Source organism: Serinicoccus sp. CNJ-927 (genome assembly GCF_001942435.1).
In the GTDB taxonomy this organism is placed as follows: Bacteria; Actinomycetota; Actinomycetes; order Actinomycetales; family Dermatophilaceae; genus Ornithinicoccus; species Ornithinicoccus marinus.
In genome coordinates this window covers 1-15,935 of the sequence record NZ_MKKF01000023.1, presented here as the reverse complement: position 1 = coordinate 15,935, position 15,935 = coordinate 1, and the positions used below count along the sequence as shown (strand labels likewise).

General features: G+C 70.8%; 18 protein-coding genes and 4 pseudogenes. 11 read left to right on the top strand and 11 right to left on the bottom strand.

The genetic code is table 11. The annotated features are described in order from the left end of the window. Positions 1-231: 231 nt before the first annotated feature. Complete coding sequence (locus BJF86_RS08960) at positions 232-684, top strand: hypothetical protein (RefSeq protein WP_143553778.1); 453 nt, start codon at positions 232-234, stop codon at positions 682-684. A 174-nt stretch (positions 685-858) separates the two neighbouring features. Here the strand turns inward: BJF86_RS08960 and BJF86_RS19805 are convergent. Next, positions 859-1,168 (bottom strand): annotated as a pseudogene (locus BJF86_RS19805) (type I restriction enzyme endonuclease domain-containing protein); the annotation flags it as partial. 135 nt (positions 1,169-1,303) lie between these two features. Then, a complete protein-coding gene (gene argG / locus BJF86_RS08950; protein ID WP_075818356.1) occupies positions 1,304-2,806 on the bottom strand; it encodes an argininosuccinate synthase in 1,503 nt (500 codons plus the stop codon). Between the two features lie 92 nt (positions 2,807-2,898). Between argG and BJF86_RS08945 the strand changes: the two genes are divergently transcribed. Then, complete coding sequence (locus tag BJF86_RS08945; RefSeq protein WP_075811112.1) at positions 2,899-4,203, top strand: FUSC family protein; 1,305 nt, start codon at positions 2,899-2,901, stop codon at positions 4,201-4,203. Here the strand turns inward: BJF86_RS08945 and BJF86_RS08940 are convergent. The 5 genes from BJF86_RS08940 to BJF86_RS08920 are packed head-to-tail and all read right to left on the bottom strand — an operon-like array spanning position 4,187 to position 8,272. Beyond that, positions 4,187-4,897, bottom strand: coding sequence for an ABC transporter permease (locus tag BJF86_RS08940; protein ID WP_075811111.1), 711 nt, complete (start codon positions 4,895-4,897; stop codon positions 4,187-4,189). The genes BJF86_RS08945 and BJF86_RS08940 overlap by 17 nt on opposite strands. Continuing rightward, entirely contained in the window at positions 4,894-5,817 is a 924-nt protein-coding gene (locus BJF86_RS08935; protein ID WP_075818350.1) for an ABC transporter ATP-binding protein, read from the bottom strand. The genes BJF86_RS08940 and BJF86_RS08935 overlap by 4 nt, the downstream gene beginning before the upstream one ends. Then, on the bottom strand, positions 5,817-6,704 hold the full coding sequence (locus BJF86_RS08930) for a hypothetical protein (RefSeq protein ID WP_075818349.1): 888 nt from the start codon (positions 6,702-6,704) through the stop codon (positions 5,817-5,819). Before BJF86_RS08930 ends, BJF86_RS08935 begins: the two co-directional genes overlap by 1 nt. After that, positions 6,701-7,666 (bottom strand): ABC transporter ATP-binding protein, encoded by a 966-nt coding sequence (locus BJF86_RS08925; protein WP_075818347.1) that lies wholly within the window; start codon positions 7,664-7,666, stop codon positions 6,701-6,703. Before BJF86_RS08925 ends, BJF86_RS08930 begins: the two co-directional genes overlap by 4 nt. Positions 7,667-7,693: 27 nt before the next feature. Continuing rightward, entirely contained in the window at positions 7,694-8,272 is a 579-nt protein-coding gene (locus BJF86_RS08920) for an SRPBCC family protein (protein WP_075818345.1), read from the bottom strand. A 48-nt stretch (positions 8,273-8,320) separates the two neighbouring features. Here BJF86_RS08920 and BJF86_RS08915 point away from each other — a divergent pair, with 48 nt between their 5' ends. The 4 genes and pseudogenes from BJF86_RS08915 to BJF86_RS19800 all read left to right on the top strand — a co-directional run. Next, complete coding sequence (locus BJF86_RS08915) at positions 8,321-9,367, top strand: adenosine deaminase (RefSeq protein WP_075818343.1); 1,047 nt, start codon at positions 8,321-8,323, stop codon at positions 9,365-9,367. 9 nt (positions 9,368-9,376) lie between these two features. Then, the gene (locus tag BJF86_RS08910; protein WP_075818341.1) at positions 9,377-9,751 is read left to right on the top strand and encodes a hypothetical protein; all 375 of its coding nucleotides are present in this window, start codon (positions 9,377-9,379) and stop codon (positions 9,749-9,751) included. Then, complete coding sequence (locus BJF86_RS08905) at positions 9,690-10,229, top strand: alpha/beta-hydrolase family protein (RefSeq protein ID WP_075818339.1); 540 nt, start codon at positions 9,690-9,692, stop codon at positions 10,227-10,229. Before BJF86_RS08910 ends, BJF86_RS08905 begins: the two co-directional genes overlap by 62 nt. Before the next feature lie 43 nt (positions 10,230-10,272). After that, positions 10,273-10,377, top strand: a pseudogene (locus tag BJF86_RS19800) (ribbon-helix-helix protein, CopG family); the annotation flags it as partial. A 12-nt stretch (positions 10,378-10,389) separates the two neighbouring features. Here BJF86_RS19800 and BJF86_RS19795 read toward each other — a convergent pair. Continuing rightward, positions 10,390-10,680, bottom strand: coding sequence for an S-type pyocin domain-containing protein (locus tag BJF86_RS19795; protein ID WP_414819938.1), 291 nt, complete (start codon positions 10,678-10,680; stop codon positions 10,390-10,392). On the opposite strand from BJF86_RS19795, the pseudogene BJF86_RS08895 reads away from it, so the two are divergent. Further along, positions 10,568-10,945: pseudogene (locus BJF86_RS08895) on the top strand (TA system VapC family ribonuclease toxin); the annotation flags it as partial. The gene BJF86_RS19795 and the pseudogene BJF86_RS08895 overlap by 113 nt on opposite strands. On the opposite strand, the gene BJF86_RS08890 reads toward BJF86_RS08895, so the two are convergent. The 3 genes and pseudogenes from BJF86_RS08890 to BJF86_RS08880 all read right to left on the bottom strand — a co-directional run bounded on the left by BJF86_RS08890 (position 10,942) and on the right by BJF86_RS08880 (position 12,951). Then, positions 10,942-12,093: a UDP-N-acetylmuramate dehydrogenase gene (locus BJF86_RS08890; RefSeq protein ID WP_269087269.1), complete on the bottom strand. Its 1,152-nt coding sequence runs from the start codon at positions 12,091-12,093 to the stop codon at positions 10,942-10,944. The pseudogene BJF86_RS08895 and the gene BJF86_RS08890 sit on opposite strands and share 4 nt — an antisense overlap. Next, complete coding sequence (locus tag BJF86_RS08885; RefSeq protein ID WP_075818335.1) at positions 12,090-12,506, bottom strand: MaoC/PaaZ C-terminal domain-containing protein; 417 nt, start codon at positions 12,504-12,506, stop codon at positions 12,090-12,092. Before BJF86_RS08885 ends, BJF86_RS08890 begins: the two co-directional genes overlap by 4 nt. Continuing rightward, a pseudogene (locus BJF86_RS08880) lies at positions 12,503-12,951 on the bottom strand (MaoC family dehydratase N-terminal domain-containing protein). The gene BJF86_RS08885 and the pseudogene BJF86_RS08880 overlap by 4 nt, the downstream one beginning before the upstream one ends. A 1,084-nt stretch (positions 12,952-14,035) precedes the next feature. Between BJF86_RS08880 and BJF86_RS08875 the strand changes: the two are divergent. From BJF86_RS08875 to BJF86_RS19790, 4 genes are all read left to right on the top strand, one after another. Continuing rightward, positions 14,036-14,488 (top strand): hypothetical protein, encoded by a 453-nt coding sequence (locus tag BJF86_RS08875; RefSeq protein WP_237768148.1) that lies wholly within the window; start codon positions 14,036-14,038, stop codon positions 14,486-14,488. 88 nt (positions 14,489-14,576) lie between these two features. Continuing rightward, complete coding sequence (locus BJF86_RS17550; protein ID WP_143553776.1) at positions 14,577-14,966, top strand: hypothetical protein; 390 nt, start codon at positions 14,577-14,579, stop codon at positions 14,964-14,966. After that, positions 14,963-15,544 (top strand): hypothetical protein, encoded by a 582-nt coding sequence (locus BJF86_RS17545; protein WP_143553775.1) that lies wholly within the window; start codon positions 14,963-14,965, stop codon positions 15,542-15,544. Before BJF86_RS17550 ends, BJF86_RS17545 begins: the two co-directional genes overlap by 4 nt. Next, complete coding sequence (locus BJF86_RS19790) at positions 15,529-15,918, top strand: ATP-binding cassette domain-containing protein (RefSeq protein WP_075818329.1); 390 nt, start codon at positions 15,529-15,531, stop codon at positions 15,916-15,918. The genes BJF86_RS17545 and BJF86_RS19790 overlap by 16 nt, the downstream gene beginning before the upstream one ends. Positions 15,919-15,935 lie beyond the last annotated feature (17 nt).

The window sequence follows — 15,935 nt, the reverse complement described above, 5'->3', positions numbered from 1 at the left end:
CGACAGGACCTTCTTCGGCCGGCGCTTCCTCGGCACCGAGGACTCGTTCGTGCTCATCGCGCACCCTCCTACAGGTGTCACGAAGACCGTACAGATGTTGCTTGATCCTCAGCCCGAAACCGGACACAAACGCTGACTCAACCCATCTGTGAGTCGGCTCAATGAGGTGGCCACGTCCAGCTCGGTTCCCGTCGCGGCGAGGCGGGTGAACTCCTCGTGCACCGCCTCCCGATGGTTAAGGGCGGCCACGCTGCGCGCCGTCTCGGTGTTGGCCGCGTCCAGTTCGAGGGCGCGGCGGCGGTCGCGTTCGTGCAGGCCACGACGGTCAGCACCACACGGGAGGGACTGACCGAGCACTGGGTGGGGGCCAGCGCCGAGTCCTACCTCGGCTACGCGCGTCAGCTGAAGGCCGCGCTCGACGACGCGGGCACACAGGCGGGGAAGATCGAGCAGTTGCTGCAGCAGATCGACACGGACCTGGACACGGCGCAGAACGACCTGGACTCGAGCTACGTCCGGGCCAGCGGCGCCTGCTCCAGTGCGCCGAGGTCAGGAGGCTCGGCTGTGCACCTGGGACGATCCGGCGCCGGTATCGCTGCTCCCAGGTCTGCGGCGGCAGGACGTACCTGGCTCCGGGCATCTGCAGCTGCGCGTACATCGCGTTCGTCGGGCTGTACTGCTTGAACCGGGCCACCTGGCGGAGCATGTCGACGAGGTCCTTGCTGGACCCGTGGTCCAAGGCCTGATCGATGAGGTACTGGATCGAGGCTCTCGCCTCCTCCAGGGTGGGACCGGCGGGTGGGTCGTCCTCGTCGAAGGGCAGCTGCCCGGGCCACCGCAGCGGCAGCTCTTGACGGGTCATGACGCCTTCCTCTCGGCATACCGGGGCGCCATCGCCTCCATCTGGTCGATGCCGAGCCGGATAGCTTCGAGCTGCCGGTCCGGTGGGTAACGATGGAGCACCAGCAGCCGCTTGATCGAGGAGCGCAGCTTGGCCCGCACGTCGTCACGGACCGTCCAGTCGTCTTGACGTCCCGCTGCATGACGCCCAGGAGCTCTCGCGCGATGGCGGCGAGCACGTCGTCCCCCATGAGCTCGACGGCTGACTCGTTCTGGGCTACGGCGTCGTAGAGAGAACCAGCTCGTCCTCGGACAGCGCCGGGTCGAAGGTCGCTGGCGACGCCTACCGACGACGGCAACACCAAGACGAAGGCGTCGGAGAGCGGCGCTGCGTGACGCGTCCTACCCGGGTCGGGAGGCATACCCCGTGACCGACCCCCGTCCGGACACCAGAGGTGTCCGGTCAGTCGGTGCCGAACTCCATGGCGGCCCAGTCCAGCGACTCCTCCTCGTCCTCGGTCGGGCCCACGCCACCGGCGATGCGGTCCGCGCCACCGGGGGTGAGCTCGCCCACGAGGGAGGTGGAGGCCAGGCCGAGTCCGTTGCGCCCGGCCCCGTCGGCCCCAGCGGCGCCGGTCCCGTCCAGCCCCTGCGCGCTCGCGGCGGCCCCCACACCGAGCAGCCCCATGGAGACGTACTGCTCCAGCCGGGCCCGCGAGTCGGCGATGTCGAGGTTGCGCATGGTCAGCTGACCGATCCGGTCGGTCGGCCCGAAGGCGGCGTTGGTCACCCGCTCCATCGACAGCTTGTCCGGGTGGTAGCTGAAGGCGGGACCGTCGGTCGCCACGATCGTGTAGTCCTCGCCCCGGCGCAGCCGCAGCGTCACCTCGCCGGTCACTGCCGAGGCGACCCAGCGCTGCAGCGACTCCCGGATCATCAGCGCCTGCGGGTCGAGCCAGCGCCCCTCGTACATGAGACGCCCGAGCGCGCGACCTTGGGTGTGGTAGGCGGCGATGACGTCCTCGTTGTGGATCGCGTTGACGAGCCGCTCGTAGCCGATGTGCAGCAGCGCCATGCCCGGGGCCTCGTAGATGCCGCGCGACTTGGCCTCGATGATGCGGTTCTCGATCTCGTCGGCCATGCCCAGCCCGTGCCGGCCGCCGATCGCGTTGGCCGCCATGACCAGCGCGACGGCGTCCCCGCCGAAGTCGTCGCCGTCGATCGCGACCGGACGCCCGTCGCGGAACGAGATCGTGACGTCCTCGGTCTCGATCTCGACCTCGGGGTCCCAGAACCGCACGCCCATGATCGGCTCGACGATCTCCATACCGACGTCGAGGTGCTCGAGCTTCTTGGCCTCGTGCGTCGCGCCCCAGATGTTGGCGTCGGTGGAGTATGCCTTCTCCTTGCTCGCGCGGTAGGGCAGGCCGCGCTCGGTGAGCCACTGGCTCATCTCGTCGCGTCCGCCGAGCTCGTGCACGAAGGCCTCGTCCAGCCACGGCTTGTAGATCCGCAGCTGCGGGTTGGCCAGCAGGCCGTAGCGGTAGAACCGTTCGATGTCGTTGCCCTTGTAGGTGGAGCCGTCGCCCCAGATGTGGACGTCGTCCTCCTTCATCGCCCGGATGAGCATCGTGCCGGTGACGGCCCGCCCCAACGGGGTCGTGTTGAAGTAGGTGCGACCGCCGGAGCGGATGTGGAAGGCGCCGCAGGCCAGGGCGACCAGGCCCTCCTCGACCAGCTCGGGGCGGCAGTCGACGATGCGGGCGATCTGCGCGCCGTACTCCTCCGCGCGCCCGGGGACGCCGTCGATGTCGGTCTCGTCGTACTGACCGATGTGGGCCGTGTAGGTGCAGGGCACGGCACCCTTCTCGCGCATCCACGCCACCGCGACCGAGGTGTCCAGACCGCCAGAGAAGGCGATCCCGACCCGTTCACCGACAGGGATGCTCGTCAAGACCTTGGACATGACCACGAGTGTATGCGCACCTCCGTATAGATATTCAATCCGCAGGTCAGCCGCCACTTTCGACATCCTGCAGACCGTGATGAGATGGGGGTATGCGCGGCGGTGGTCTGCAGGCCGCCCGGGACTGGAGCACCCGGGCCGGCGCCGCGCTGCTCGAGGGCTGGCGCCCGGACCTCATCAACCTCGTGCGCGTGACGACCGCGGCCGTGCTGGCCTACGTCATCACGCGCGCGGTCACGGTCGGGCCCATCGACCTGACCTGCTCGCTCACCGCCATCCTCGTGACGCAGGCCAGCGCCACCGGCTCGCTGCGGATGGGGATGGTGCGGGTGGGCGCCGTCCTCACCGGCATCGGCGTCGCGCTCGTCGTCTCGATCTGGGTCGGGCTGACCTGGTGGTCCCTGGCCGTGGTGATCTTCGCCTCGCTGCTGCTCGCCAGCCTGCTCCGCCTCGGTCCGCAGGCCCTGGAGACGCCGATCAGCGGCATGCTCATCCTCGGGGCCTCGCTGCAGAACACGGCGGCCGAGACGCGGGTCCTCACCACGCTCATCGGGGCGGGCGTGGGCATCGCGCTGCCGCTGCTGTGGCCGCCCGCGATCCCCGTCGGCTCCGCCGCGACCTCGGTGCGCGCCGTCGCCCGGCGGCTGTCCGACGTCTTCACCGCGGCGGCCACCACCCTGGACGAGGGTCCGGTCACCACCGAGCGGCTGGCCGGTCACCTGCGCGCCGCGCGGGACGTGGACGACGACCTGGGCCGGGCCGGGGAGCTCGTCGGCCGGGTCCAGGAGATGTGGCAGTGGAACACCCGCACCATCGGGCGGGCGGACGTGAGCCCGCTGCTGCGCTCCGGCCTGGACTCGTTGCAGGACTGCGCCGCAGCCACCCGGGCCCTCTTCGTGGCGCTGAGCCACGAGGCCCCCGACGAGGCGGGCGAGGGACTCCCGGAGTTCTCCGACGAGGTGCGGGCCGCGATGGCCGTGGTCCTGCGCGACGTGGGCTCGTGCATCGACTCCTTCGGCCAGCTCGTCGAGGCCGAGACCGTCGGGGACCTCGAGCAGCGCCGTGCTCTGCTCGACGACAACATGGAGCTGCTGCGCGAGACCCGGGCCATCCTCACCGAGCTCATGCTGATGGAGTCCGGCGGCGGCGCGGGGGGTGGCCAGTGGTTGCTGCGGGGCTCGATCCTGCGGGCGGTCGACCGCATCCTGCAGGTGCTCGACGCCCCGGCGCGGGCCGCGGCGCACGCCCGGTGGCGCAGCGAGCAGGGGGAACGGCTGCTTCCCGGCCCGACCGTCTCGCACGAGTTCGCGCCCCTGGACCGGGCCCTCCTCACCTCGCTGCGGCGGGCGCGCCGCTCCGGCCGCCGGCGGATCCGTCTCCCTATTCGTCGCCCCTGAGCTGGAAGCGCGAGAGCCGCCAGCCGGCGGCCACGACACCGGCGACGAGGAGCACCAGCGAGGCGGTGACGGCATACCCCAGGGTCATGTCGGCCACCGGAAGGTCGACGTCGGCCGCCACCTCTCCCACCCGCTCGGCGATCGCCCGCACGGAGACGAACCGGAAGCCGCCGAGGAAGCGCTGGAGCAGCTGCTCCACGACGAGGACGTAGATGAGACCGGCGATCATGCCGTGCCGGGTCGCCGCGGCCAGGGCGGTGAAGAGCGCGGCGTAGAGCACCGCTCCCCCGCCCCCGGTCACCAGCGCCACGACGAGCCACCGGTCCGAGAGCCCTCCCGCGAGGGTGGCACCGAGCAGCCCCGCCACCGAGAGCACGACGGAGGTGCCGGCGGCGACGGCGAACTTGGACGCGGCGACGGCATACCGGCTGACCGGCGTGGAGAGGAGGTAGACCACCGAGCCGTCGTCGATCTCCGGCCCCAGGACGCCGTTGGCCGCGAGCAGCGCTACGAGGGGCACCACGAGCGCGAGCCCGATCTCGCCGACGACCGCCGAGGCGCTGACCGGCTCCCCGGTGACGGCGCGCAGCACCCCCGCGAAGACCACGAGCAGCACCGGGAGCGCGACGAGGACGACCCCGCGCCAGCCACCGACGATGGAGCGCAGCGCCAGCCGCATGATCGTGGGGTTCATGACTGCACCAGGTAGGTGAACACCGACTCCAGGCTCTCGTCCGAGGGTGCGATCTCGCGCACCGTGATCCCGGCCGCGCGCGCGAGCCGCGGCAGGGCGTGGGTGAACGCACCCATGTCGGTCACCTCCACGGTGATGGCCTCGCCGGACCCGACCCGGCCCAGGGCGACGCTGCGCACGCCGTGCTGGCCCATGAGGGCCGCCGCGAGGGCGCGGTCGTCGGTGGACCGGACGACGTAGTGGCTGGGGCGGTCGGTCATGAGCCGCCGGATCGCGCCGAAGTCCCCGCTGGCGGCGTGCCGCCCGGCGACGACCACCTCGATCTGCCGGGCGATCTGCTCGACCTCCTCGAGGATGTGGCTGGAGAAGAGCACGGTCCGGCCCTGCTCGCCCATGCGCGTGAGCAGCTGCATGAGGTGCATGCGCTGCCGCGGGTCGACGCCGTTGAAGGGCTCGTCCAGCAGCAGGACGCTGGGCTCGTGGACCAGCGCGGAGGCGAGCTTGGCGCGCTGCCGCATCCCCTTGGAGTAGGTGCTGATCGCCCGGTCCGCGGCCTCGGTGAGGTCGACCTCCGCGAGCGCCCGCCCGGTCGCGGCGCGCGCGTCGGGCAGCTGGTGCAGCTCAGCGCTGGCCTGCACGAACTGGCGCCCGGTGAGATAGGCGAAGCTCACCTCCCGCTCGGGCACCAGGCCCAGGTCTCGGTATGCCTGCACGTTGCGCCACACGCGCTGGTCGCCGAGGCGGACCTCGCCCGAGGACGGGGCCAGGAAGCCGGCCATGAGGGCGATGAGGGTGGACTTGCCGGCCCCGTTGGGACCGAGCAGGCCGGTCACGCCCGGGCCGATCGTCATCGAGACGTCGTTGACGGCGACGACGTTGCCGTACCAGCGGGAGACCTTGCTCAGGGTCAGGTCGGTCATCACGCCCCCTTGCTGCGGTAGCGGCGGACGAGCAGGAGCAGCCCGCCAGCCATGAGGGCCAGCGCGGCGAGCAGCAGCAGCCACCCGGTGAGCGCCGACCCCGGTGCCTGCGAGATCTGGCCGGCGGTGTCGCCGAGCACCGCGGTGACGGCGTCGACGAGGGCGAAGGGCGAGAGCAGCGAGACCCAGTGGGCCGCGGTGTCCATGCCCTCGGCGAACAGCGTCTCCTTGAGGGCCACGGTGACGCCCAGCCCGACCATCAGCACCATGATGGTGCCTGCGATCGCGAGGCCGCGCCGCAGCGTCCAGGACGCCACGAGGGCGGAGACGGTGGCGACGAGCAGGGCGAGGACGACCGCCCCGCCCAGCGCCCAGGCGACCGGCCCGATCTCCTCGCGGAAGGAGGCCCCCGCGGTCAGGCCACCGATGAAGAGCACGAGCAGCGGCGTGAGCACGAAGGCGAGGATGGCCAGCACCAGCGAGGCCCACCGGATGAGTGCGAAGGCCGTCGCCCCCAGCGGCCGCGCGAGGTAAAGGCTGATCACCCCCGAGCGCAGGTCCCGGCTGAAGAGCACCGGCGCCTGGGCCGCCACGAAGAGGACGACGAGGAAGGAGCTGCCGGAGTTGTAGCCCGCGTAGTTGAGCAGGTCGGCGTCGAGGCCGATGAAGCTCATGATGCCGACCTGCACGACGGCCGGGACGAGGGTCATGCCCAGGAGCACGAAGGGCAGGATCTTGGCGCGACCGGACCGGCCGAAGCCGAAGACGGCGAGCACCCCCGAGGCGAGCAGGGAGGCCGCGATGCCGCGACGGCCAACCCGGGTCCCGGCATACCGGCGGTAGCCGATGTCGTGGATCACGCCGGCGCGCTCGGCGGGGGCACTCATGCGGGCACCTCCTCGCGGAAGACGTCCTCGAGGCGCCCGGTCTGCGGCTGCAGCCGGACCAGGCCCACGCCGAGGTCGGCGGCGGCGTCCCGGACGAGGTCGCGGAGCCGGTCGTGGGCGAGGGCGGCCGCCGCCGCGTCGTCGGCGGTGCCCTCGACCTCGACGGGATCGATCTCGATCATCGCGCCGCGGGGCCGGCAGACCAGGCCGCGTGCGGCCAGCGCCTCGCCCATGCGGGTCTGGGCGTCGTCCTCCCCGAGCACCTCGACCAGCACCACCCCGGTGTCGGTGAGGAAGGCCTGGGTCGCCTCCGAGCGCAGCAGCCGCCCGCCGTCCAGCACGACGACGTGGTCGCTGATCCGCTCCAGCTCCCCCAGCAGGTGCGAGGTGACGAGCACGGGTATGCCGAAGTCGTGGCCGATGCGCTGCACCAGGGCGAGCATGTCGTCGCGGGCCGCCGGGTCCAGGCCGTTGGTGGGCTCGTCGAGCATGACCAGCGACGGGTCGTGGACCAGGGCCTGGGCGAGCTTGGCGCGCTGCTTCATCCCGGTGGAGTAGCCGCCCATGAGCCGGTAGCGCTCCTCGGCCAGACCCACGTGCCGCAGCACGTCAGCCGCCCGCTCGCGCGCCGGGGCCGGCGGCAGGCCCGACATGCGCCCCATGTGGACCACGAAGTCGATGCACCGCACGTCCGGGGGTAGGCAGTCGTGCTCGGGCATGTAGCCCACGACCTGGCGGATCGCCTCGCCTTCCCCGCGGATGTCGTGCCCCAGCACGGACGCCGAGCCCGACGTGGGCGCGAGGAGGCCGAGCAGGATCTTGATGAGGGTGGACTTGCCGGCGCCGTTGGCGCCGACGAGGCCGGTGACCCCTTCACCGACCCCGATCGAGAGGTCGGCGAGCGCCGCGACCTGGCTGGAGCCGTAGCGCTTGGTGAGCGCCTCGGTCTGGATGACTGTCACGGCTCGACCCTAGATCGCCCCCCTGACTCACCCCAGGGGGCTATCCCCCGAGCCCTGCTCCGGCGAGCCCCCGGGAGGACCCGCGGACGAGCCGCGCGCCGTGCTCCCCTCCCGCTCGGCCCGGTCGGCGCGCGCCGCCGCGAGGACCTCGGGGTCGGTGCAGGCCCGGGCCCAGGCGGCGATGCGGGCCCGGATCTCCCGGCCGAGGAGCCACGTCCCGACCCGGTCGGCGACCGGCCGCAGCCAGGCCGGACGGGTGCTGAAGGTGTACTTCCACACCGCCAGCGTGCCCGTGACCCCGTCCTGCTCCTGCGGGGTGAAGCGCCATCCGCCGCCGAAGGTGTCGAAGAACCACGGGCCGGACTCCATGGTCATCCCGGTCTGCCGCGGCGGCCGGTAGCTGACGTAGCGGCTCACCATGGCCAGGCCGACGCGGGCACGCGTCCAGGTGCGGACGCCCACCGCGGGTGCGGTGGCCCCGTCGAGGAAGTGCTGCCGCCGGATGAACGGGTCCCACCCGCGCCGCACCCGACCCGTCGTCTGCGACACAGCGAAGGCGTCCGCAGGCTCCACCCCCACCCAGATGCTGGCGCTGACCTGCGGCATACCGAGAGTCCATCGGCGGCGGCGGGACCGCACGTCTACCCTGAGCAGATGCCTGAGGGGACGCGCTCGCTGCTCGCGCTGCCGAAGGCGCACCTGCACCTGCACTTCACCGGCTCGATGCGGGTGGAGACGGTGCGCGAGCTCGCCGAGAAGCACGACCTGCGGCTGCCGCACGCGCTGACCACGCAGTGGCCGCCGGAGCTGTCCGGGATGGACGAGCGGGGGTGGTTCCGTTTCCAGCGCCTCTACGACGCCGCGCGGGCCGTGGTGCGTGACGAGGACGACATGCGGCGGATCGTGCGGGAGGCCGCGGAGGACGACTCCGCCGAGGGGTCCCGGTGGCTGGAGATCCAGGTCGACCCGACGTCCTACGCCCCCTTCGTCGGCGGGCTCACGCCGGCGCTCGAGATCGTGCTGGACGAGGCGCGCGTCGCGACCGAGGCGACCGGCACCCAGGTCGCCGTCGTCGTCGCCGCGTCCCGGATGAAGCACCCGCTGGACGCCCGCGCGCTGGCCCGGCTGGCGGCCCGGTATGCCGGGGAGGGCGCCGGCACCGTGGTCGGCTTCGGGCTGTCCAACGACGAGCGGCGCGGCTGGACCGGCGACTTCGAGCCGGCCTTCCGGATCGCGACGAGGGCCGGGCTGGCGAGCGTGCCGCACGCCGGCGAGCTGCTCGGGGCCGACCACGTGCAGGTCGCCCTGGACCACCTGCTGCCCGACCGGCTGGGGCACGGGATCCGCGCCGTGGAGGACCCGGTGGTGCTGGACCGCGTGGTCCAGGAGCAGGTCACCCTCGAGGTATGCCCGGGCAGCAACGTCGCGCTCGGGGTCTACGACTCCCCGGGCGCGGTGCCGTTGCGGCGGCTGCTGGAGGTGGGGGTCCGGGTCGCGCTCGGCGCCGACGACCCGTTGCTCTTCGGCAACCGGTTGGCCGACCAGTACGTCTCCGCCCGGCTCGACCACGGTCTCGACGACGCCGGGCTGGCGCTCCTCGCGCGTGGCTCGATCGAGGGCTCGACCGCTCCCCCGCAGGTGAGGCGCGACCTGCTGGCGCAGGTCGACACCTGGCTCGGGTCGGAGGGCACCTCGTCCTAGATTGGGGTCGTGGGCGCGACCCGGACCGTGCTGCTCTATCCCCGCACGGTGCGCTCGTGGCGGGCGTGGCTCTTCGGTCGCGTGTCACAGATGGGGTTCACCCTCGGGCTGGTGATGCTCTGGGTCGCCCTGAGCCCCAGCCTGCTCCCCCTCATCATCAGCGTCGTCGTGTGGTGGTGGAGCGTGCGCCAGCAGGCGAGCAACGCCGAGCTGGTGGGGCTCGACACCGGCGGCAACGCGGGGACGGCCGTCGGCGTGGCCGGAGGGGTGGGGCTCGGCGTGCTGCTCGTCGTGGGACGACCTGGGGCGCGACGGGCAGGCGATGGTGGCGGACGGCCCGAGGGCGGCGGACCTCGAGCGGGTGACCGGCGCCCCGGCGCTTGAGCCCATCCGGCTGTATGCCGGGAAGCAGGACAACGACACGATCGAGGCCGCGGTGGTCGCCGTCATGGCGGAGATCGACCGCACCGGCGCCCTCGACCGGTCCGTGGTGCACGTCACCACCTCGACCGGTACCGGTTACGTGCAGGAGTGGTCGGTCTCCTCGCTGGAGTACCTCACCGGCGGCTACGTCGCCACCGTGTCCATGCAGTACTCCTTCTTCTCCTCGGCCCTGGCCTACGTCACCGACCGCGAGACGCCGCCAGAAGCGGGTCGGGCGCTCTTCGAGGCGGTGGAGGCGCGGGTCGACGCGCTGCCGGCGGACCAGCGACCGGGCTCGCCGCAGATCGCGCCCGTGGCCGACAACGGTCGCCACGTGCGCTTCGTCACCCGGCGAGAGGTTGACCCAGTTGAGCAGGTGCCTGCTGCCGAGCTGGAGACCATCGCTGACGCCGTCGCTGCCGGCGTCCGCGAACGGTAGGCGAGGCCCGACATACATATGTCAGCCACGGTATGCTCGACCTGTGCGCACGACTATCCGGTTGCCCCAGGACCTCTACGACGAGGTGCGCGAGACGGCGCTCCGCGAGCGCAGGACCGTGACCTCACTCATCGAGGAGTCGCTGCGCGAGGCCCTGGCCTCACGGAGCCACCGGCGCCACGACGCGCCCTTCTCGCTCACGCCGGTCGGCGGGGACGGCGGGCTCCGTCCGGGCGTCGACCTGAGCGACCAGGCCGCCCTGGAAGACCTCATGACCGATGCTCGCCCTTGACGTCAACGTGCTGGTGGGGGCGCTCCACCGGGGCTCACCCGGCCACACGACGCTGCGGCCCTGGCTGGAGCGGGCGGTCGACGGGGAGGATGTCGTGGGCATCAGCGACGCGGTGCTCACCGGGACCCTGCGCGTCGTGACCCACCCCCGGGTCTTCACGACCCCTGCGACGGTGCCGGAGGCGGCCGCGTCGATCAGCAACCTGCTGAGACACCCCAACGTGCGCACCTTGCGGACGCTGGCGGGGCACTGGCAACTGGTCCTCGACCTGTGCGAGCGGGCCGGCGCCACCGGCAACCTCGTCGCCGACGCGGCTCACGCGGCCACGGCGATGCAACATGGCGCGACGCTCATCAGTGACGACGCCGACTTCGCCCGGTTCCCCGGACTGGCCTGGCGCCGCCCGCTGGACCCACGTCCCTAGAGGCTGAGGCCGACCAGCACCGGCTCGTTGACCAGCCGCACCCCGAAGGACTCCTCCACCCCGTCGCGCACCTCGCGCGCGACCTCGACGACGTCGCTCGCCCGGGCAGAGCCGCGATTGGTCAGCGCCAGGGTGTGCTTGGTCGACAGCCCCGCGGGCCGGCCGTCGCGCGTGGCGTAGCCCTTGGTGAAGCCCGCGTGCTCGATGAGCCAGGCGGCGGAGGTCTTGACCAGCTCCTCGGTGTCGGTGGGGTACATCGGCGGGACCGCCGCATCGGCGTCCTCACCGGCTCCCGCCGCCGCCCGGGCACGGACCTCCTCGAGCTGCTCGCGCGGCAGGATCGGGTTGGTGAAGAACGAGCCGCAGGACCAGGTGTCGTGGTCCGGTGCGTCCAGGACCATCCCCCGGCGCCCCCGCTGCTCCAGCACCGCGGCCCGGGCGTCTGCCAACGGGACCCGCTCCCCCAGCTCGACGCCGAGACCGTCGGCGAGCGCGGCATACCTGATCGGCTGGGAGAGCTCGGTCGGGCGCAGCGAGAAGGTGACGTCGAGGACGACGTGCCGTGGGGTGACCGCCCCCGGTGTCGCCTCCGGGCCGACCATGGACTCCTTGAGCACCGAGTGCCGGTAGGCGAAGCCGAGGTCGGCGGAGAAGAGCGTCCGCACCCGGCCCTCGTCGCGGTCCCAGACCCGGACGCTGGCGATGGTCTGGGCGACCTCCTGGCCGTAGGCGCCGACGTTCTGCACGGGCGTGGCGCCGGTGGCGCCGGGGATGCCGGAGAGCGCCTCGATCCCCGACCAGCCCTGCTCGCAGGCGTGGGCCACGACCTCGTCCCAGTTCTCCCCCGCCGCGACGGTGGCGCTCACCCCGCCGCAGGCGGAGTCGTGCGGCACCGCGACGCCGCGCGTCCGGACCAGCACGACGGTGCCCGGGAAGCCCTCGTCGGCCACGACGAGGTTGGAGCCGCCACCCACGACAAGCAGCGGCTCACCTGCCTCGTCGGCCTCGCGGACGGCGTCGATGAGCTCGGCCTCGGTGGTGGCTGTGACGAGGCGGCGCGCGGCCCCGCCGACCCGCATCGTCGTGAGTTCGGCGAGCGGTGTCGTCCCGACGTCCGCGGCAGCGGTATGCCCCACGGCTCCGCTCACGCGTCGGCCCCGGCGCCAGCGCCGTCGAGGCGGACGACCGCCTGGCAGCGGCCGAGCACCTTCTCCCCGTCGCAGGTCGCGGTGAGCTCGAGGGTCTGCGTGCCGCCCTCGGTGTCGGTCTTCCTCACCACGCCCTCCACGAGGACCTCGACGGATCTGCCCTCGGGGACGACGACCATGCCGGTGAAGCGGGTCTGGCAGGACAGGATCCGGCCGGGATCGCCACCGACGTGGTCGGTGACCGCCTCCAGCGCGGCGCCCATGGTCCACATGCCGTGCGCGATGACGTCGGGCAGCCCGACCGAGCGCGCGACGTCGGGGTCCTGGTGGATGGGGTTCTGGTCACCGGAGGCCTCGGCATACGCGACCAACCGGTCCCGGTCAACGGTGACGGTGCGGCTCAGCTCGCTCATGATGACTCTCCTCGCACGACGATCGTCGAGGTCACGGTGGTGACGGGCGCGCCGTCGGCGTCGGTCAGCTCGACCCGGGTGCTCACCATGCCATGGCGCCCGCCTCGCGGATGGTGTCGACGTGCAGGGTGCCGGTGAGGGTGTCGCCGGCCACGATCGGCCGGTGGTGGGTGAAGCCCTCCTGCCCGTGGACCACCCGGGAGAAGTCGATCCCGGCGTCCGGGTCCTGGACCAGCTGGGCCTCGCACTGCTGCGCCAGGCGCACGGCGAAGGTGGGCGGCGCGACGACGTCGGCATACCCCAGCCGCTGCGCGGCATCGGCGTCGCGGTGCGCGGGACCGGTCGCACCGACCGCGTCGGCGAAGGCGGTGACCTGCGCGGCGGTCACCTCGAAGGGGCCGGCCGGCGGGTACTCCCGCCCGGCGAAGTCTGCGTTGACGGACATACCTCCAGCCTAGCGATGCCCTGCCCCTGCGGGACCGGGTGGGAAGGGCGGGCACGACGAAGGCTCCACCCCGCAGGCTGATGGCCCGCGCATGTCGAGCGCGGCTGCGTCGGGAACCGCGTAGTTCACGATCGCAAGCATTCCAGCGATCAGGGCGCGCACCATCACGCCGCCCGCGCGGAGCGGAAGCTGCGCCCGGACGACACTCGAGTCATCGGGCACGGGCGTGGCCACACCGCCGCCGGGACGCAACTTCTCGTCAGGTCGCAGCAAGAGCGCAGGAACTCCCGACGTCTGGCGTCGACCCCGCTTGACACCCTCGATCATCCATGATCGCCTAAGAATACCTAGGAGGTTTCTTCATGAAACGCCACTTTGCGTTCTTCCTCATCGTCGGACTGGCAGCGGGGGGTACTAGCCACCGCGATTCCCGCTCAGGCATGTGAAGCAAAATCACAACACACGACGGCCGACGACTACGCATGGGCCGTTCCCGTCGGACTGTGCTCGCCGGTTTTCGTCCTACATCACTATGATCCCGCGTAAAGCAGCCACAACTTCTATAACAATTGGGTGGTTGGCGATGGGGGAGAGCCTGGATACACTCGCCCATCGCCCGAACTGCGCTTTCACGAGGTGACGTTCTGATGGCATCATCCTCGACAGGTAGACGGTCTGGCCGACGGTGGTTCGGCCTCGCTGCCATCGCAGGATTGTTTGCGACGACGGCAGTGATGGTGAATTCCGCCAGCGCCTCCGATGAGTGCAGCACGTGGTCACGCCAGGTAGGAGATTCGGCGGACGTGCATGACCTGGGTGACAACTGCGACTACGTCTCTGGTCGCCATGGATACGACCCTTACTGGTCAAATGTCAAATACTGGACACCCTGGTTTGGCGGATCTGACAACTACTACAGAACGGTTCCCCATGCAGTTCTCTACGATGTAAGGGCGAGGGGATGGTAAGGACTCGAATGCGTGAAGGTGTCCCTGCCGCCATGCTGACCATAGGTGTCGTCCTCACCGGATGCCAAACGCCATCTGAAGACAGGTACGAACCACCTCCTGCATGGGATCAAGTTGTGGAGTCAGCCTTGGAGAGGGCATCAGAGCAAGGCGCATCCGACGCACAGTTGCGCGACTTGAGAGCGGCGCAGGATCAGGGGGAACTGACTTTTCCAGAGCTGGAAGAGGCAGTGGGCCGGAGCCTGTCGTGTATGCGTTCGGCGGACATCCCCGTCATCGATGCGACCGTCGACGAGTCCGCGGGATATCCCAGACTCGACTATGCCTACGGCGCCTCGTCAGAAGGAAGATCCGCCGAGCAGACCGATGCTCTGGCGCAGGAGTGCCTCAGGACACACTCGCTGTATGTGGAGACCATCTATACCTCTTCGCCGCAGGTACGCGAGGCGCGCGATGTCCAGCTCGACCAGGTTCGTGAAGAGCTGGTGTCGTGCCTGGAGGAAGCAGGCCTCGACGTGATGGCCGACGCGAGCCCTGGGTCCTACGACGTCAGGCGACAGATCTGTTGATCGACGACGGGACTGATTGTCTGGTCGCGGCCGGACTCGGCCCATGAAGTTGCCCCGGCCCCTATGGAGTGTCATCACACTCTTGGGCGTGATCGGCACCGGGCTCGGGATCTGGGCTCTGGTCGTGGTGACTGCCTCGAGCCCGCTGGAATCGGACACTGCTCCAGCACCTGTCGTGGTACCCGTGCAGCGAGACGATGTCTCCCCAACCGTCAGCCAGACGCTCGAGGTGGTGTCGCGACCGGGTCCTGAACTGATCCTGCGAGGTGGAGGGACCATCACCTCCTGGTCCGTCGAGCTCGGCGCCAGTCTGGAGTCGGGAGAAACGCTGCTGACTCTTGACGACACTCCAGTTGTGCTGATGGCCGCGTCGGCACCACTGCACCGCGACCTCGGGCCTGGCGATACCGGACCAGACGTCGCTCGGCTCGTGCAATTCCTGGCTCAGGGGGCGCCGACGTCGAGGGAGACACGATGACAGAGGAGGTCGTCGCGGCTGTGGAGGAGTGGAATACCGCGCACGGGCGTCAGGGGCAGACTTTCGGTGTCGCCTCGGTGGTGTGGATTCCCCACGAACCTGCGACGTCCCTCGTCGAACGGGTCGTAGCCGTAGGTGCCATCACGACACCCGGACAGACTGTCGCCCGCACCCCCGATGTCGTCGAACGCATCGACGCCCGTCCACGAACAGCGCTGGCGGAGGGCCCTCTCACGCTCCGGGCTGCAGGTGAGGAGGCGGCTCTCGACCGGGAAGCATGGGCCGTGACAGACCCTGAAGAGGCACAACGCATCGCGCAGGCCCTGCCCCGGACCGAAGGCGTCGGCGAGATCCGTGCACGCGACCCACAACCTGCGTTGGTGGTCCCATCGGCCTCGGTGGTGACGGACGCGACCGGCGCGACCTGTGTCGTCGCGATGCCTGGACAGAGAATCGTGCGCGTGGACGCGGTGGACAGCGACGCCGGCGGAACACGGCTTCCCGCGGACACCGACCTCGATGCAGTGCTGGTCAACGCACGCCGGCTCATGCCAGGGCTGTCATGCACCTCTCGTTGACGGGGGTCACGAAGTCGTTCACCGGGCATCGCGTACTCAGGGGGATCGACCTCGAGATGGAGGCGGGCGAGACCGTCGCTGTGGTGGGACCCTCAGGATCCGGCAAGTCGACGGTCCTGCAAGTGGCAGGTGGCCTTCTTTCACCGGATGAAGGCTCGGCGACAGTCCGCACGGACGATGGCAGGCAGGACGGACCGCGTCACCACGTCGCCTTTGTGCTCCAGACCGTCAGCCTCCTCACGTTCCGATCCGCACAGGACAACGTGGCTCTCGGCGGCCTCCAGCAAGGCCTTGTTGACGGCGCTCGAAAACTGGACGGTTTCGGCGGTCGAAGAGTGGACGGTCTCAGTCTAGGGATTCTTGTTCGGCCTTGATGCTGGGCAGGGTCTCG

Excerpts from the sequence above, each read along its gene's own strand:
- BJF86_RS08960 (WP_143553778.1), top strand. The coding sequence starts at position 232 with ATGGTTAAGGGCGGCCACGCTGCGCGCCGTCTCGGTGTTGGCCGCGTC.
- argG (WP_075818356.1), bottom strand. The coding sequence starts at position 2,806 with ATGTCCAAGGTCTTGACGAGCATCCCTGTCGGTGAACGGGTCGGGATC.
- BJF86_RS08945 (WP_075811112.1), top strand. The coding sequence starts at position 2,899 with ATGCGCGGCGGTGGTCTGCAGGCCGCCCGGGACTGGAGCACCCGGGCC.
- BJF86_RS08940 (WP_075811111.1), bottom strand. The coding sequence starts at position 4,897 with ATGAACCCCACGATCATGCGGCTGGCGCTGCGCTCCATCGTCGGTGGC.
- BJF86_RS08935 (WP_075818350.1), bottom strand. The coding sequence starts at position 5,817 with ATGACCGACCTGACCCTGAGCAAGGTCTCCCGCTGGTACGGCAACGTC.
- BJF86_RS08930 (WP_075818349.1), bottom strand. The coding sequence starts at position 6,704 with ATGAGTGCCCCCGCCGAGCGCGCCGGCGTGATCCACGACATCGGCTAC.
- BJF86_RS08920 (WP_075818345.1), bottom strand. The coding sequence starts at position 8,272 with ATGCCGCAGGTCAGCGCCAGCATCTGGGTGGGGGTGGAGCCTGCGGAC.
- BJF86_RS08915 (WP_075818343.1), top strand. The coding sequence starts at position 8,321 with ATGCCTGAGGGGACGCGCTCGCTGCTCGCGCTGCCGAAGGCGCACCTG.
- BJF86_RS08905 (WP_075818339.1), top strand. The coding sequence starts at position 9,690 with ATGGTGGCGGACGGCCCGAGGGCGGCGGACCTCGAGCGGGTGACCGGC.
- BJF86_RS08885 (WP_075818335.1), bottom strand. The coding sequence starts at position 12,506 with ATGAGCGAGCTGAGCCGCACCGTCACCGTTGACCGGGACCGGTTGGTC.
- BJF86_RS17545 (WP_143553775.1), top strand. The coding sequence starts at position 14,963 with ATGACAGAGGAGGTCGTCGCGGCTGTGGAGGAGTGGAATACCGCGCAC.
- BJF86_RS19790 (WP_075818329.1), top strand. The coding sequence starts at position 15,529 with ATGCACCTCTCGTTGACGGGGGTCACGAAGTCGTTCACCGGGCATCGC.